The organism is Pseudoalteromonas phenolica (assembly GCF_005876835.1).
GTDB lineage: Bacteria > Pseudomonadota > Gammaproteobacteria > Enterobacterales > Alteromonadaceae > Pseudoalteromonas > Pseudoalteromonas phenolica_B.
Window position 1 is genome coordinate 62,659 of the sequence record NZ_PPSW01000024.1, and the last position, 14,580, is coordinate 77,238.

Consider the following 14,580-nt stretch of genomic DNA (forward strand, 5'->3'; position numbering starts at 1 on the left):
ACGCTATGGATTATCCGAGCGAGTTTTTATTTTTATTAAAACAGCCGAAACCGTTTAAACAAATAATTCTAGCAGGTCATTTAAAAAACGGTGGCCTTTATTTGTAACCAACCATGAATGACCTAAATCTTCTATTAATCCTTTATCAAGTGCTGTGCTAATTGCAGTCTCAATTTCGCTCAATAGTAGGCCTGAATAGTCAGTGAACTGTTGTTTATTGCACGGTTCACGCAGTCTAAATTGGTTCATAAAGAATTCAAAAGGACGGTCTTCATTTTCAACTTGCCAGCTTTTATATAAATATGGCTTACTAAGATCCATATAACCACGAGGGTGTTTCACTTTTACGGTGCGTAAAATAACACCTTGTTCAGGCTGAGTTATCTTACCGTGGGCGCCACAGCCTATGCCTAGGTAATCACCGAAGCGCCAATAATTTAAATTGTGCTTACACTGGTAACCAGGCTTGGCATAACCTGAGATTTCGTAGTGCTCATAACCGGCTTCGGCCAGCAATTTTTGCCCTTGTTCTTGAATATCCCATAATGTTTCATCTTCAGGGAGAACTGGAGGTTTAGAAGCAAACTGAGTGTTTGGTTCAATGGTCAATTGATACCAAGATAAGTGAGGAGGATTAAGCGCAATGACTTTTTGTAAATCACTTAACGCATCTTCAACACTTTGACCTGGCAGACCATGCATTAAATCCATATTAAAAGAATTTAAACCTGCAGTTTGTGCTTCTTTTGCTGCGTTTATGGCTTCATTTTCACCATGAATACGACCTAGGGATTTTAACTTGTCGGCTTGTAAGCTTTGCACACCAATTGAGATACGGTTAATACCCGCTTCAACATAATGCTTAAACTTGTCTTTTTCTACTGTACCCGGGTTCGCTTCTAGGGTAACTTCAATATCATCTTCAAAGGGGATAAGCTTTTCTATTTCGGCTAATAACCATTGATAGGCCTTGCCCGATAACAAACTTGGTGTGCCGCCACCGACAAAAATACTGTGTAATTTGCGACCTTGCACTAAGTGCAAATCAGCCTGCAAGTCGTGGAGTAAGTGTTGAATATATTCTTGTTCAGGAATTTCACCCTTTTGACCGTGGCTGTTAAAGTCGCAGTAAGGGCATTTTTGCACGCACCAAGGTACGTGCACATATAAGCTTAGAGGAGGAAGTTGCACAATTAGCCTTTTAATTTAGCAACGAGTTGCTTAAGCGCCTGACCACGATGGCTCAGGGCATTTTTTTGCTCCTTGGTTAACTGTGCAGACGTGCATCCTTCGCTTGCTACATAAAACACCGGATCATAACCAAAGCCTTCACGGCCTTGTTGATCTTCTGTGATGGTCCCTTCCCAGCTTGCTTGGCAAACGAGTGGTGTCGGGTCATTAGCATGACGCATATAAACTAACACACACCAGAAACGCGCTGAGCGCACTGTTTTACCTTGCATCTCAACCAGCAACTTGTCGATATTGTCTTGGTCATTTGCGTTTTCACCGGCGAAGCGTGCAGAGTAAACACCGGGTGCGCCGTTTAGAGCATCGACCTCAAGACCAGAGTCATCTGCGATCGCAGGCAAGCCAGTAATTTTTGCCGCATGACGCGCTTTAATAATGGCATTTTCGATGAAGGTAGTGCCCGTTTCTGGCACGTCAGGCACATTAAATTGGCTTTGCGGTAATACTTCAATGTTTAACTCATTAAGCATTGCGCCCAGCTCTTTCACTTTACCTTGGTTGCCTGTGGCAAGAACGATTTGTTGACTCATCAGTTAGTTAGTCCACGTAGAATTTTTGTTGAAAGTTTAAAACTTGAAAGTTGTTGCCTTGATTAATGTTGATTTTAAAGCGATAAATCTCTTCATTGCGAAAATCAACTTGGGCAAGGTAATAGATGGCATCACCATCAACCACTTCTTTGAATTCCAGCACTTGTTTAGTACCCAGCAGGTTTTTTGCTTCGCCAGTGAGTTTGGCTTTTTGAGCAGGTGTCCCTTCTTTATTGGCCAGTACAGAAATATTGATAATACCTTTATAGTTACTGCGCTCTAAACCGTATGCTTTAGCAATACTTGGCTGAATAAAAGTTGAAGGAAAAGCAATGTAGTGTACTTGCCACGGACCAAGCTCTTTGTATTGCCCGCCTTGCACTGAATTTGCACAAGCCCAAAAGCTGCTTAATGTTATGAGTAAAGCAATGAAAATGCGCATGAAAGCTCCTTACTACCTAAACAGGTCCATAATCAATAGGTTTACGAATTGTAAGCCGATAAGTAAAACCAGAATCGACAAATCTAATCCACCAAGTGATGGAATAACTTTACGAATAGGGCGTAGCATTGGCTCAGTAAGTTGGTCAAATACCGCCGCAATAGGGTTATAGCCTTGTGCTACCCAACTTAAAATAGCTCTAATAATTAATACCCAGAAGACTAAATTGAATGCTTCTTTTACTACTGTGATCAAGCCATGAATAGCTGCACCTACAGGATCCCAAGCACCGGCAAACAGCACCATTAATAAAGAAATTTTTGCAAAGCCAACCAGTAGGGCAAGTACTAAAGAAGCGAGATCTAAGCCACCGACGCCAGGAATGATTTTGCGCAGAGGGTTTACTGCAAAAGAAGTGGCTTTAACGACAGTTTGGCTCAGTGGATTATAAAAATCAGCGCGAACCAGTTGCAGCCAAAAGCGCAGTAACACGACCATTAAAAATAGGTCGAATACAATACCAATTAAAAATTGCATAGCAGTCATGGCTGCCTCCTAGATTTGTTGTTCCATTTCTTCAGCGCGAGCGATACAGGCGTCCATAGCGTCGGCAACGGTAGTTTGTAAGTTTTGTGATTTTAAGTATTCAACAGCCGCGTGGGTTGTGCCGCCTTTTGATGTCACGTTGGCGCGCAGTTGCTCAAGTGAAATGTCATCATTGGCAAACGCCATTTCTGCTGCACCTAATGCAGTTTGTTGCACTAGTAATCGAGCTTGTTCATGACTAAACCCAAGATTTACAGCTTTTTCGGCAATTGATTGCATAAATAAGAAGAAATACGCAGGAGAAGAACCCGTTACAGCAATGATGTCATTGATTTGCGACTCTTGCTCTAACCAAAGCGCAATGCCTGTTGCACTGAACATGTCAGTGACAATGGCTTTTTCTTCATCGCTAATTTCATCGCTGAATAAGCCACTCACGCCTTTGCCCAGTAAGCTTGGTGTATTTGGCATACAGCGTACCAGTTTTGCGTCAAACCCTAGCATTTCGCGCAAGCGTTTAACCGTAATGCCCGCTGCAACTGAGATGAATAGCTTGTTACTCATGTCTATGCCAGAGTCTTGGAATGTTTGACAAAGCTCAGCCATCATCTGTGGTTTAACGGAAAGCACGATAATGTCGGCTTGTTTTACTGCCGAAAGATTATCTGATGTGGCGTTCACACCTAAGTCAGCTTCAACTTTTGCTAGTTTTTCTGGATTACGGTTAGTAGCAATAATGCTGTTCGCATCGAAGCCACTTTTTACCATACCACCGATGATGGCATAGCTCATGTTACCTGTTCCGATAAACGCGATGGTTTTATTTGACATAGTTTGTGCTTACCTTATTGTCTTTTTCCAAAAATGTCGGTGCCAATACGCACCATGTTTGCCCCTGCAATGATGGCAGGCTCTAAGTCCTGGCTCATACCCATAGAAAGGGTATCTACTTGAGGATATTGGTGCTTTAGTTTATCAAAGCAAGCCCGCATTTGCTGAAAATATTGTAATTGTTTCTGCTCATCATCGGTTTTTTCGGTGATGGTCATTAAACCACGAAGGTTTAATTGACGTGCATCAGCTATAAATGCAGCCAATTCATCTAGCTCTGAAAGCTGACAACCCGACTTATTTTCGTCTTCACTGATATTTACTTGGATCAGAATATTTAATGGCATGAGGTTGTTTGGACGTTGCTCGTTTAAGCGTTTTGCAATTTTTAAACGATCAACACTTTGCACCCAACTAAAGTACTCTGCAATATGGCGAGATTTATTTGATTGGATCGGGCCAATAAAGTGCCATTCAATGTCTTTTTTATCTTTTAAGTGTTGAATCTTATCAACGGCTTCTTGTACGTAAGACTCGCCAAATTGACGTTGCCCTGCGTCATAGGCCTCTTCAATGAGGTCAATTGGTTTGGTTTTAGACACGGCAAGTAATTGCACTGTATCGGAAAATGGACTGTTTTGTTCTGCTTTTATCACGCGATCGTAGGCGCAGCTCAGACGTTCTGCTATTGTAACCATATTATATTTCAGCTCGTTTTGGAGTCATACATGGATATTACTGAATTATTGGCCTTTAGTGTTCAACATAAAGCCTCGGATTTACATTTATCATCGGGTGTTTCGCCGATGATCCGGGTCGACGGCGATGTACGTCGTGTAAATATTCCCGCGTTAGAATCGAAAGACGTAAATAGCCTTGTTTACGATATTATGAATGATAACCAGCGAAAGGACTATGAGCAAAATTTAGAGGTGGACTTTTCATTCGAAGTGCCTAATTTAGCGCGTTTTCGTGTAAATGCATTCAATACGAGCCGTGGCCCAGCGGCTGTGTTCCGTACTATTCCGTCAACAGTGCTTTCACTTGAAGAGTTAGGTGCACCAGATATTTTTAAAGATATCTCGGATAAACCGCGAGGCTTGGTACTGGTTACCGGTCCTACCGGTTCTGGTAAATCAACCACCTTAGCCGCTATGGTTGATTACATAAATAATAATAAACACCACCACATCTTGACCATCGAAGATCCTATTGAATTTGTGCATCAAAATAAATTAAGCCTAATTAACCAACGTGAAGTTCATCGAGATACCCATAGTTTTAAAGCGGCACTTCGTTCAGCGCTGCGTGAAGATCCTGATGTCATCCTAGTGGGTGAATTACGAGATTTAGAAACTATTCGCCTCGCCATGACCGCAGCTGAAACAGGCCATTTAGTGTTTGGTACTTTGCACACCACATCTGCACCAAAAACCATTGACCGTATAATTGATGTTTTCCCTGGTGAAGAAAAAGACATGGTGCGCTCAATGCTGTCAGAATCACTGCAAGCGGTTATTTCACAAACACTGGTTAAAAAGGTAGGGGGAGGCCGTGTGGCTGCACACGAAATCATGCTTGGCATTCCTGCAATCCGTAACCTAATCCGTGAAGATAAAATTGCGCAAATGTACTCTGCTATTCAAACCGGTGCTATGCATGGCATGCAAACTATGGATCAATGTTTAAAGAACTTGGTTAACCGCGGCCTTATCACAGCGCAAGATGCACAAACAAAAGCACATGATAAAGCGCAATTTGGTCCAAATATGTAAGGGGAGGAAATCATGTTATTGAATCAATTCTTACAAGCGATGGTAGACCGACAAGCATCAGATTTATTTGTTTCTGCGGGTCTAGCTGTGAGTGCCAAAATTGATGGTGAATTAACGCCTTTAAGTGAGGAACGTTTAACACCTGAAGCCTCTCTTGAGCTTGTTGAGTCTGCAATGAATGATAGGCAAAAAGAAGAGTTTTATCGCGAAAAAGAATGTAATTTTGCGATTGCTACCGATGAAGGGCGTTTCCGTGTTTCTGCATTTTGGCAAAGAGATTGTGCGGGCATGGTACTGCGTCGCATTGTAACGCAAATTCCTGATGTGAATGATTTGGGCTTACCTTCAGTACTGACTGATGTGATCATGTCAAAGCGTGGCCTGGTGTTATTCGTTGGTGGCACGGGTACAGGTAAATCAACATCACTGGCTGCACTACTTGGTTATCGCAACCGTAATCAGCGTGGTCATATTCTTACAATCGAAGATCCAATTGAATTTGTGCATGAGCACAAAAAGAGCATTATCACACAGCGTGAAGTAGGGATTGATACCGAGAGCTTTGAAGCGGCGCTAAAGAGCTCGTTGCGACAAGCCCCTGATGTCATTTTGATTGGTGAAATCCGCTCTCAAGAAACCATGGAATACGCGCTCAGCTTTGCTGAAACTGGTCATTTATGTGTGGCAACACTGCACGCAAATAACGCTAACCAAGCGATTGACCGTATTATGCACCTGGTTCCGAAAGAGAAACATGATAAACTCAAGTATGACCTAGCATTGAACTTACGTGCAATAGTCGCTCAGCAACTCGTGCCTTCAGCGAAAGGTGAAGGGCGAGAAGCAGCCATTGAGATTTTACTTAACTCGCCAATGGTTGCTGAGCTTGTCAAAAAGGGTGACATAGGTTCAATTAAAGAAACCATGGCGAAGTCAAAAGAGATGGGTATGCAGACCTTTGATCAGGCATTGTTTGAACTCTATAAACAACGTCGTATTAATTATGCCGATGCACTTCACTACGCAGACTCGCCAAATGATCTACGCTTAATGATAAAGCTGCAGAATAATGAGCAGCAAGGCGCAGGTTTCCTACAAGGTGTGACTGTTGATGGGTTGGACTCAAAATAATAAGTATTTAAGAAGTTTATATTTTGTACTGCCTATGTTGGCTGTGTTGTTTAGTCACACAGTCAACGCATTAGGTATAAACAAAATACAGATATACGTAAGAGATGATGTGTATATCGATTACAAACGATTCCTAAACGGTCGTAACGTCTCAGAGATCACTGACTTTTCTGGTGAGTATATACGTCGAGACGTTGTTGATATGATTTTAGCGCAACAAGCACTCGTGTTAGGTGGTTTTACAAAAGAGTTCGAATATCAAACTGGGAACGTCAACTTTAGAAATACCAAGCTGCTTGAACAAGGTAAACTGCTACTGAGCATGGACAGTTACTGGTTAGAAGATGCCAAAGCAATGTCTGACTCTGTGTATGTCAGTAAAGCGCTCATCAAACGAGGTGAGTACTATGCAGGGGTATTCTATTCACCAAATAATAAAAAAATGCAGCAGCTTCAGAGTTATAAGCAACTGATAAACTACACCTCAGTAAGTACACCACGCTGGCGTACCGATTGGGAAACCTTACATAACCTGCCATTAAATAAGCTATTTGTTGAACATGAATGGGTGTCTCAAGCGCGCATGGTGAGCATGATGTGGGCTGACTTTATGTTAATGCCACTAATGCCGAGTCTTAAAAATGAATTTAATTTAGAAGGCATAAAATTAGTCGCTCACCCAAGTTTAGTAATGCTTTTAGATGGTAGTCGACACTTGGTTGTATCGAAAGCACACCCATATGGTACAGAAGCTTTTAAAGCGCTACAAAAAGGGTTAAAGGTATTAAGAGAGCGTGGCATGATCATAAAAGCCTACACGCAAGCAGGCTTTATTCCTGATCTGTCAAAGTATGAAGTTTTAAACGAGTTACCCCCTAGGTAAACATTAATCCCATAGTGATTCAAAAAAACTTTCTAAAATGATAACCGCAGACATACCGTCAACGTTACTCTTGCCTAAGTTTCGATAGCCACCTTGCTCAAACAAACGCGCTTTTGCGTCAGTGGTGGTCAATCGTTCATCTTGGGTTTCAACTTGTAATTTAAAGTTGTTGTGCAGGCGATTAGCAAACTTCTTTGCTTGGAACGTCACTTGTTGATTCGTGCCATCCATATTGAGCGGTAACCCAACGACTAATAAATCCGGCTTCCAGTCGTCGATGTGTGTAGCAATTTCATCCCAATTAGGAATGCCATCTCGCGCTTTGACGGCGCCAACACTATTGGCTGTGCCGGTGATCTCTTGACCAACAGCAATACCGATACTTTTGGTACCAAAATCAAAGCCCATGACCGTTCTTTGGCCTATGGGCGTTTTTTCTTTTTTATTTGTCATTAACTTTATTCTTTATTAAGCATGGCCTGCGATAGTCGCTAATTTCGACACATCGAAGCCAAGCATCTCTACAGCTTTTTGCCAGCGTAGCTCTACGGGGGTGTTAAAAATGATTGCAGGGTCAGCTTTAATTACTAACCAGCTATTTTCTGACAGCTCACGTTCTAGTTGGCCTTGTTCCCAACCTGCATAGCCAAGCGTAATAATAAATTCACTGGGGCTGTCATCATAAGTCAGACTTGCGAGTACATCTTTAGATGTGGTTATCATGATCTCTGAGCTCAGCTCCTGACTTGATGAGTAGCCATATTTTGGCGTATGAAGGACAAAGCCTCTGTCGGTATGCACAGGACCACCGGCAAAGACATGGCGTTTAGCCGCTTCACTCATCTTGTTATTTTCGATATCAATTTTATCGAGTAGTTCACCGACAGTCACATTGACAGGGTGGTTAATCACCAGTCCCATTGCTCCTTCTTCATTATGCTCACAAATATACGTCACACTTTGTTTGAAGTGGGGGTCTTGCAAACTCGGCATTGCGATTAAGAAATGATTTTCTAATGATGATTGCATATTGATGGCCTTAGATCAGAAGATGGGGCGTATGTTACCCCATTTTGTTTATTTATTATGGGCTAGTTTCTCTTCGATCGCCTCATAGAATTTATCCATAATTGAAATATCAAATGCTGCTTCTATTTCTTTTACACAGGTTGGCGCTGTGACATTGATTTCGGTTAGCTTATTACCAATAATGTCTAGGCCAACAAAAATGAGCCCTTTTTCTTTTAAGGTTGGGGCAACAGCTTGCGCTACTTTTAAATCATCCTCACTGATAGGACGGGCTTCGCCTCGACCACCAGCAGCCAAATTACCTCGGGTTTCACCGCCTTGAGGAATGCGCGCTAAGCAGTAAGGGATGACTTCACCATTCACAACCAAAACACGTTTATCGCCTTGTTTAATTTCTGGAATGTACTGTTGTGCCATTGCAAATCGGCTACCATGCTCAGTCAAGGTTTCGCAAATCACGCCAATATTTGGGTCATCTTGTTTTACCCTGAAGATTGATGCGCCACCCATGCCATCGAGTGGCTTTAAAATGATATCGCCATGCTTGGTTAAAAACTCGCGAATTTGTGCTTGAGAGCGAGTTACCAGAGTGTCAGGCGTATGTTCACTAAACCAAGCAGTAAATAGCTTCTCGTTAGCATCGCGTAAACTTTGTGGCTTATTAACCACTAAAGTGCCGGCATCTTCAGCGCGTTCAAGAATATAAGTTGCGTAGATGTATTCAGTATCAAATGGTGGATCTTTTCGCATTAAGATCACATCTAGGTCACTCAGTGCAATATCTTGTTTATCTTCTAATGCATACCAGTTGTCAACGTCGTCAAACACAGTCGCTTTAGCTGCGGTTGCACGGGCTTGGCCTTGATATAAAAACAAGTCGTCCATTTCCATGTAGTAAAGTTCATAGCCACGTTGTTGTGCACTGAGCATCATGGCAAAGCCAGTGTCTTTTTTGATATTGAAACCACTGATTGGATCGCTAATGATACCGAGTTTAATTGCCATAATGTTTACCTAGTTATTTGAATGTTTTAATCAATATGGGGGTAGAAAAGCACTTTTAAAGTGCTAAATCACCAAATTGCAATTGCAGTGCACTTAATACGGTTAAAGCGGCTGTCTCTGTGCGAAGGACTCTTGGGCCTAAGCGAACATCTACAAAGCCTTGCTCTGAGGTCGCAGCCATCTCTTCATCAGTGAAGCCGCCCTCAGGCCCTACAACAAAACGCACACCTTGTGTTGGTACTGGTAAAGTTTTAATACTGTGCTCGGCACGAGGGTGAAGCGTTAACTTTAACTCTTCACTTTGCTGTGACAGCCACTGAGATAATTGAATTGGAGGGTGGATCTTGGTTACAAAATTACGACCTGATTGCTCGGCAGCAGCGATTGCGATTTTTTGCCATTGCTGGTGCTTCTTAGCGAGGCGATCACCGGTTAGTTTTACTCCACAACGGGTTGTGAACAGGGGAGTAATTTCGGTGATACCGAGCTCTACTGATTTTTGAATGGTGAAATCCATTTTATCACCGCGAGAGATCCCCTGACCTAGGTGAATTTTAAGAGGTGACTCAACGTCAACTTCTTTGAATTCGATAGGTGTTGCTGTAACCGACTTTTTGCCTACTTCGGTCAGTTCACACAAATACTCTCCCCCTTCGCCATTAAACAAAGAGACGTGATCGCCTTGTTGCATTCTTAACACTCGACCAATATGGCCTGCAGCATCATCAGAAAGCTGAACAGGGGTGTTAAGGCTTAACTCAGAAGGTTGAAAAATATGAGGAACGCGCATAATGATTAGACTTAAAAACAAAGGTGGGGCAATAGTAAGGCTAAGCGAAAGCGACGTCTAGTCATTCTCTAATTTACATAAAGATGCCTCAATTGATCTATCGGCTTCATCAAGATGTTCACTGTGACAAGATAAGTGATTTTCATGAAATACATCTGGAATTTTACTGTAGTTATAACCTTCAGGTGTGATTTCAACTAAATAACGAATTGGGTGAAGTGCATTGAATATGGCTCTTTGCTCTTCATTTGCGAGATGAAAATCTAAATCATGGATGATCACCCCTGCTATTTGATGATGTTCTAACAAATAAGCGGCAAGCTCAGTCACACTTATTTCATTAGCAAAGTCACAGTAGCAATAGTCTTTGATCAGATTATCAAACATCATTTTCACTAAATGACGGGTGTCTTCACCAGCAACGATAAGGTGTTGCGGCTTGTTTGGAAATTGTTGATTTTGATAGGTCACAAAATCTCTGCTGAATTCAGCATTACTGTCGATAAGTAAAAAATTTTCAAAACAAGTCGCCATACCTTCACCTTGCTTCAGTCAGTGGTTAACGCACTAAACTGAAAAGAGATTAATAAGTAAATAGCCCATAGCGGTGAAAACCGCAAATTCTATACAGGCAACGCCAATGTTATCTTGGTGATCAACTTCTAACCCTACATTCACTTTGGGCAGAGCAAAATGAATAAGAGAAAAGCTCATCGAGTATAACAATACCCACATTATTCCACAGTGTAGCAATACGCTGTTGATATTCTCGACTATGGTGGCACCGTGATAAGGGGCACTCTGTAAACCAGCAAAGAGCGCTAACGAAAGCCCAATGGTTTTACCCGCATAGCGTATACCAATTGAGGTGTTCGCTAGGTTAAAGTTTTGTTGTAACGAAGCACCTTGGTTTGCTTTGGCAAATCGCATTTCTCTGAGCTTGCTATCAATGGCGAATACGATCTGTAAAACAATAAAGCTCATCGTTGCCACCAATAAATCACTGACGCCCTGCGGATGAAGCCAGTGAAAAATACCTAATACCAGTATGGTATTGCCCAGTAACATGCCTGAATCAACGAGGGCCGCACAAATATTTTGTTTCATGATGGCTTTTTCTTCATTGAAGCGATTTAAAATCCATTTGCGATGAATATATTGACCTAGCAAAATAAAACTAAAAGAAATCACAACGGTAAGTATGGCTAAGGTAAAGTGACCGGCAATTAAGTGTTCATAAACATCAGGAAAGATATAAGCACCTGTGATCGCGATGATGCCGATCTGACAGGCGTAGTTAATACCGAAGGCAAAGTTATCGCGTTTGGCAATTTCAGATTCTAGGGCTTTTTTGGCTTTGTATTGCATGATCAGACGATGACCAATCACAATCAGGCTTGCTAATACAAAACAAACTAAAATGGCAAAAATATTGATATCGAGTAAAGACAAATATGACATATAACGTGTAATGTTATGGTTTTAATAGATTAACTATAACGACTCCCAACTCATTGAGCTACCTAGCTTTGGAGATTTTTTATGCATCAGGTCGATTTTCCGCTTTCACTTTTGCAATTAGCTGAGCAACGTTGGCAGCAATTATATGGCGCACAGCCCTATGATGAGCAACTTGGGCGGTTAATAGGGCTCAGTGATTTTGCATTTAGAATTTTAGAAAAACGACCGGAGTTAGGGACTTGGTTACAGCAACTTAATGTTGACTGTCGTATTATTCCAGAGCCACTGACAGACGACCTTACCGAATTGAGTGAGCTGGCATGTTTTAAACAACTGCGTTTATATCGTCAGCAGTATTGGTTAAAGGTGATGTGGTTAGATTTGGTTCATCAAAACCCCATCGAAGACAGTATTGAGTATATTTCTAAGCTGTCAGAAGCTTTAATCAAGGCTGCGAATCAATGGGCATTTGCTCAAACAACAAAACAATGTGGCGTCCCGTTAGATGAACTAGGAAACCCTCTGCCAATGTTGGTTTTAGGTATGGGTAAGCTCGGTGGCGGAGAGCTTAACTTTTCATCAGACATTGATTTAATTTTTACTTACCCAAGAAATGTACCGACGCAAGGCGGTAGGCGCAGTTTCGAATCCCAAGTGTTTTACACTAAGGTTGCGCAAAAGCTGATTAGCGCGTTAAACCAAGTGACTGCAGACGGGCAGGTATTCAGAGTGGATATGCGCCTTCGACCATTCGGTGAAAGCGGACCTTTGGTGATGAGCTTTGCTGCCATTGAAGATTATTACCAAGACCAAGGCCGTGAGTGGGAGCGTTATGCGATGCTCAAAGCAAGGCCGTTAGGGGAAGAAACCTGTTATTGGGATGAATTTAAGCAACTACTTAAACCTTTTGTATATCGCCGTTATATCGACTTTTCAGTGATTGAGTCGCTTAGGAAAATGAAGCATCTCATCGCGCAAGAGGTACGCAGAAAAGGGTTGGTAAATAATATCAAACTCGGTGCAGGTGGTATTCGTGAAGTCGAATTTATAGTTCAAGCACTTCAGATGATCCGCGGAGGTCGAGATGTTGGCCTGCAAACCCCCTCTATATTGGTTGCCATTTCAGAATTAACTCAGCTTGATATTTTACCGAGTGAGGTCAGCATTAGTTTGAAGCGTCATTATTTATTTCTTCGCAGAGTCGAGCAATACCTGCAAGCATTTGATGATCAACAAACGCAAACTTTACCTGATGCTGAGTTAGATAAAGCGAGACTGGCTCATTTGCTCGGCCAGCCAGATTTTCAGTCAACTTTGCCGCAGATTAACCAAGTGATGGAGTCTGTTCGACAAGAATTTGCTTTAGTGGTGGGTGATGAACCTCAAGAGCAAACGAGTTTTGACGACAGCTATAGCTATGCCTGGTTACAAAGAGATTGCTTACAATTAGAAGGTATACTCGAAGCTGAAAAATTAGCGCAATGGCAAAATGTGCTGGTTGAGTTTGATGCCAAGCTGAATAAGCGTCATGTAGGCATAAGAGGGCGAGATATACTCGATAAGTTAATGCCAGCTCTACTGCATGCCCTGGCACAGCAAAAAAGCTCAGCTGAGTTGTTGCAGCGGGTTTTAAACATTGTTGAAATGATTGCGACTCGAACTACTTATTTAGAATTACTGTTTGAGAATCAGGGCGCACTTAAGCAATTGGTTCTGTTGTGTGGCCATAGCAAGTGGATCGCTGAACATATTGCGAAATATCCAATATTGCTTGATGAACTAATTGACCCCGCAGCGCTTTATAAACCTTTACCCTTGAGTGAATATCAGACTGAAATTAGGCAGTATTTCTTACGCATTGAGCAAGATGATCTCGAGTTACAAATGGAAGCGCTAAGACAATTTAAACAAGCGCATCAATTACGTATTGCCGCCGCGGATGCGACCGGTGTGTTGAGTATCATGAAAGTCAGTGATCATCTTACAGCGCTTTCTGAAGCTATCGTATCTCAGTCAGTGAATTTAGCTTGGCAGCAAATGGTGAGCCGCTACGGTGAGCCACAGGGCTGTAATGAGCTTAGTAAGGGCTTTGCAGTCATTGCTTACGGCAAAGCTGGAGGCTTGGAGCTAGGCTATGACTCAGATCTTGATTTGGTGTTTGTTCATAATCAACAAGGTGATAGCAGCACGATTGGCAATAAGCAGATCTCCTCTCGTCAGTTTTATTTAAAACTTGCTCAGCGTTTAATGCACTTATTCAATACTCGTACGGCGTCAGGCATTTTGTATGAGCTTGATACAAGGCTTCGCCCTGAGGGTAACTCTGGCTTGTTGGCGATTAATATTGAAAGCTTTAATCATTATCAGCAGTCACAAGCGTGGACATGGGAGCATCAAGCTTTGACCCGCGCGAGAATGATTAATGGTGAGACAGAGTTAGTAGAGCGCTTTGCGGAGATCCGAAAAGATATTTTATGTACAGCAAGAGATGAAGCTCAATTGAAAGATGATGTTGTCAAAATGCGCGAAAAAATGCGCACGCATCTTTCTAAAGACAGTAAACAAGCATTTGATTTAAAACAAGGTCATGGAGGCATGACAGACATTGAGTTTATCGCTCAGTTTTTAGTGTTAAATCATGCTAAGCATTATCATAAACTCACGCACTTTTCAGATAATATTCGTATTCTAGAGAGTGCTGCGCAGCAAGGTGTCATTAGCTCAGAGCAACAAGCTATATTGACAGAATGTTATTGCACACTTCGTGAGCATTATCACTTAAATAGTTTAAATCAGCAGGGTCGGTGCGTGCCAAGAGAGCTGGTAGCCGAGCAGGTAGAACAGGTCAGAAATATTTGGCAGCAACTTTTTAACTAAGCCTGCTTCCAGAATAAAAAATGGGGCTA

The 14,580-nt window shown here is 42.1% G+C and carries 16 protein-coding genes; 4 read left to right on the forward strand and 12 right to left on the reverse strand.

Features of this window, described 5'->3' with window-relative positions:
- Nucleotides 1-54 precede the first annotated feature (54 nt).
- The 6 genes from hemW to C1E24_RS14640 are packed head-to-tail and all read right to left on the reverse strand — an operon-like array spanning nucleotide 55 to nucleotide 4,298.
- Nucleotides 55-1,191 carry a radical SAM family heme chaperone HemW gene (gene hemW, locus C1E24_RS14615; RefSeq protein ID WP_138482661.1) on the reverse strand — a complete coding sequence of 379 codons (1,137 nt, stop codon included), beginning with the start codon at nucleotides 1,189-1,191 and terminating at the stop codon, nucleotides 55-57.
- 2 nt (nucleotides 1,192-1,193) lie between these two features.
- On the reverse strand, nucleotides 1,194-1,781 hold the full coding sequence (locus tag C1E24_RS14620; RefSeq protein WP_138482665.1) for an XTP/dITP diphosphatase: 588 nt from the start codon (nucleotides 1,779-1,781) through the stop codon (nucleotides 1,194-1,196).
- A 7-nt stretch (nucleotides 1,782-1,788) separates the two neighbouring features.
- The gene (locus C1E24_RS14625) at nucleotides 1,789-2,223 is read right to left on the reverse strand and encodes a DUF4426 domain-containing protein (RefSeq protein ID WP_138482667.1); all 435 of its coding nucleotides are present in this window, start codon (nucleotides 2,221-2,223) and stop codon (nucleotides 1,789-1,791) included.
- Between the two features lie 12 nt (nucleotides 2,224-2,235).
- The gene (locus tag C1E24_RS14630) at nucleotides 2,236-2,769 is read right to left on the reverse strand and encodes a YggT family protein (protein WP_138482669.1); all 534 of its coding nucleotides are present in this window, start codon (nucleotides 2,767-2,769) and stop codon (nucleotides 2,236-2,238) included.
- Between the two features lie 9 nt (nucleotides 2,770-2,778).
- Entirely contained in the window at nucleotides 2,779-3,600 is an 822-nt protein-coding gene (gene proC / locus C1E24_RS14635) for a pyrroline-5-carboxylate reductase (protein ID WP_138482671.1), read from the reverse strand.
- 14 nt (nucleotides 3,601-3,614) lie between these two features.
- On the reverse strand, nucleotides 3,615-4,298 hold the full coding sequence (locus C1E24_RS14640) for a YggS family pyridoxal phosphate-dependent enzyme (RefSeq protein ID WP_138482673.1): 684 nt from the start codon (nucleotides 4,296-4,298) through the stop codon (nucleotides 3,615-3,617).
- Nucleotides 4,299-4,328: 30 nt separating this feature from the next.
- Here C1E24_RS14640 and C1E24_RS14645 point away from each other — a divergent pair, with 30 nt between their 5' ends.
- Genes C1E24_RS14645 through C1E24_RS14655 form a run of 3 tightly spaced genes read left to right on the forward strand, consistent with a single transcriptional unit; the run spans nucleotide 4,329 to nucleotide 7,389 of the window.
- Nucleotides 4,329-5,375: a type IV pilus twitching motility protein PilT gene (locus C1E24_RS14645; protein ID WP_138482675.1), complete on the forward strand. Its 1,047-nt coding sequence runs from the start codon at nucleotides 4,329-4,331 to the stop codon at nucleotides 5,373-5,375.
- 12 nt (nucleotides 5,376-5,387) lie between these two features.
- Nucleotides 5,388-6,506 (forward strand): PilT/PilU family type 4a pilus ATPase, encoded by a 1,119-nt coding sequence (locus C1E24_RS14650; RefSeq protein ID WP_138482677.1) that lies wholly within the window; start codon nucleotides 5,388-5,390, stop codon nucleotides 6,504-6,506.
- Nucleotides 6,487-7,389 (forward strand): hypothetical protein, encoded by a 903-nt coding sequence (locus C1E24_RS14655; RefSeq protein ID WP_138482678.1) that lies wholly within the window; start codon nucleotides 6,487-6,489, stop codon nucleotides 7,387-7,389. The genes C1E24_RS14650 and C1E24_RS14655 overlap by 20 nt, the downstream gene beginning before the upstream one ends.
- A gap of 3 nt (nucleotides 7,390-7,392) precedes the next feature.
- Here the strand turns inward: C1E24_RS14655 and ruvX are convergent, their stop codons facing one another.
- From ruvX to C1E24_RS14685, 6 genes are read right to left on the reverse strand one after another with little or no spacing between them, the layout of a single operon-like run.
- Nucleotides 7,393-7,842: a Holliday junction resolvase RuvX gene (gene ruvX / locus C1E24_RS14660; protein WP_138482680.1), complete on the reverse strand. Its 450-nt coding sequence runs from the start codon at nucleotides 7,840-7,842 to the stop codon at nucleotides 7,393-7,395.
- A gap of 15 nt (nucleotides 7,843-7,857) precedes the next feature.
- Nucleotides 7,858-8,418 (reverse strand): YqgE/AlgH family protein, encoded by a 561-nt coding sequence (locus tag C1E24_RS14665; RefSeq protein ID WP_138482682.1) that lies wholly within the window; start codon nucleotides 8,416-8,418, stop codon nucleotides 7,858-7,860.
- 48 nt (nucleotides 8,419-8,466) lie between these two features.
- Nucleotides 8,467-9,423, reverse strand: coding sequence for a glutathione synthase (gene gshB, locus C1E24_RS14670; protein WP_138482684.1), 957 nt, complete (start codon nucleotides 9,421-9,423; stop codon nucleotides 8,467-8,469).
- Between the two features lie 55 nt (nucleotides 9,424-9,478).
- Nucleotides 9,479-10,213, reverse strand: coding sequence for a 16S rRNA (uracil(1498)-N(3))-methyltransferase (gene rsmE / locus C1E24_RS14675; RefSeq protein WP_138482686.1), 735 nt, complete (start codon nucleotides 10,211-10,213; stop codon nucleotides 9,479-9,481).
- Between the two features lie 57 nt (nucleotides 10,214-10,270).
- Complete coding sequence (locus tag C1E24_RS14680; protein WP_138482688.1) at nucleotides 10,271-10,747, reverse strand: hypothetical protein; 477 nt, start codon at nucleotides 10,745-10,747, stop codon at nucleotides 10,271-10,273.
- Between the two features lie 33 nt (nucleotides 10,748-10,780).
- A complete protein-coding gene (locus C1E24_RS14685; RefSeq protein WP_138482690.1) occupies nucleotides 10,781-11,674 on the reverse strand; it encodes a hypothetical protein in 894 nt (297 codons plus the stop codon).
- An 81-nt stretch (nucleotides 11,675-11,755) separates the two neighbouring features.
- Between C1E24_RS14685 and glnE the strand changes: the two genes are divergently transcribed.
- Nucleotides 11,756-14,551: a bifunctional [glutamate--ammonia ligase]-adenylyl-L-tyrosine phosphorylase/[glutamate--ammonia-ligase] adenylyltransferase gene (gene glnE, locus C1E24_RS14690; RefSeq protein ID WP_138482692.1), complete on the forward strand. Its 2,796-nt coding sequence runs from the start codon at nucleotides 11,756-11,758 to the stop codon at nucleotides 14,549-14,551.
- Nucleotides 14,552-14,580: the final 29 nt, after the last annotated feature.

What these genes read in the sequence shown, in the direction of transcription:
- C1E24_RS14620 (WP_138482665.1), bottom strand. Translation starts at nt 1,781, where the DNA reads ATGAGTCAACAAATCGTTCTTGCCACAGGCAACCAAGGTAAAGTGAAA.
- C1E24_RS14625 (WP_138482667.1), bottom strand. Translation starts at nt 2,223, where the DNA reads ATGCGCATTTTCATTGCTTTACTCATAACATTAAGCAGCTTTTGGGCT.
- C1E24_RS14630 (WP_138482669.1), bottom strand. Translation starts at nt 2,769, where the DNA reads ATGACTGCTATGCAATTTTTAATTGGTATTGTATTCGACCTATTTTTA.
- proC (WP_138482671.1), bottom strand. Translation starts at nt 3,600, where the DNA reads ATGTCAAATAAAACCATCGCGTTTATCGGAACAGGTAACATGAGCTAT.
- C1E24_RS14640 (WP_138482673.1), bottom strand. Translation starts at nt 4,298, where the DNA reads ATGGTTACAATAGCAGAACGTCTGAGCTGCGCCTACGATCGCGTGATA.
- C1E24_RS14645 (WP_138482675.1), top strand. Translation starts at nt 4,329, where the DNA reads ATGGATATTACTGAATTATTGGCCTTTAGTGTTCAACATAAAGCCTCG.
- C1E24_RS14650 (WP_138482677.1), top strand. Translation starts at nt 5,388, where the DNA reads ATGTTATTGAATCAATTCTTACAAGCGATGGTAGACCGACAAGCATCA.
- C1E24_RS14655 (WP_138482678.1), top strand. Translation starts at nt 6,487, where the DNA reads ATGGGTTGGACTCAAAATAATAAGTATTTAAGAAGTTTATATTTTGTA.
- ruvX (WP_138482680.1), bottom strand. Translation starts at nt 7,842, where the DNA reads ATGACAAATAAAAAAGAAAAAACGCCCATAGGCCAAAGAACGGTCATG.
- C1E24_RS14665 (WP_138482682.1), bottom strand. Translation starts at nt 8,418, where the DNA reads ATGCAATCATCATTAGAAAATCATTTCTTAATCGCAATGCCGAGTTTG.
- gshB (WP_138482684.1), bottom strand. Translation starts at nt 9,423, where the DNA reads ATGGCAATTAAACTCGGTATCATTAGCGATCCAATCAGTGGTTTCAAT.
- rsmE (WP_138482686.1), bottom strand. Translation starts at nt 10,213, where the DNA reads ATGCGCGTTCCTCATATTTTTCAACCTTCTGAGTTAAGCCTTAACACC.
- C1E24_RS14680 (WP_138482688.1), bottom strand. Translation starts at nt 10,747, where the DNA reads ATGGCGACTTGTTTTGAAAATTTTTTACTTATCGACAGTAATGCTGAA.
- C1E24_RS14685 (WP_138482690.1), bottom strand. Translation starts at nt 11,674, where the DNA reads ATGTCATATTTGTCTTTACTCGATATCAATATTTTTGCCATTTTAGTT.
- glnE (WP_138482692.1), top strand. Translation starts at nt 11,756, where the DNA reads ATGCATCAGGTCGATTTTCCGCTTTCACTTTTGCAATTAGCTGAGCAA.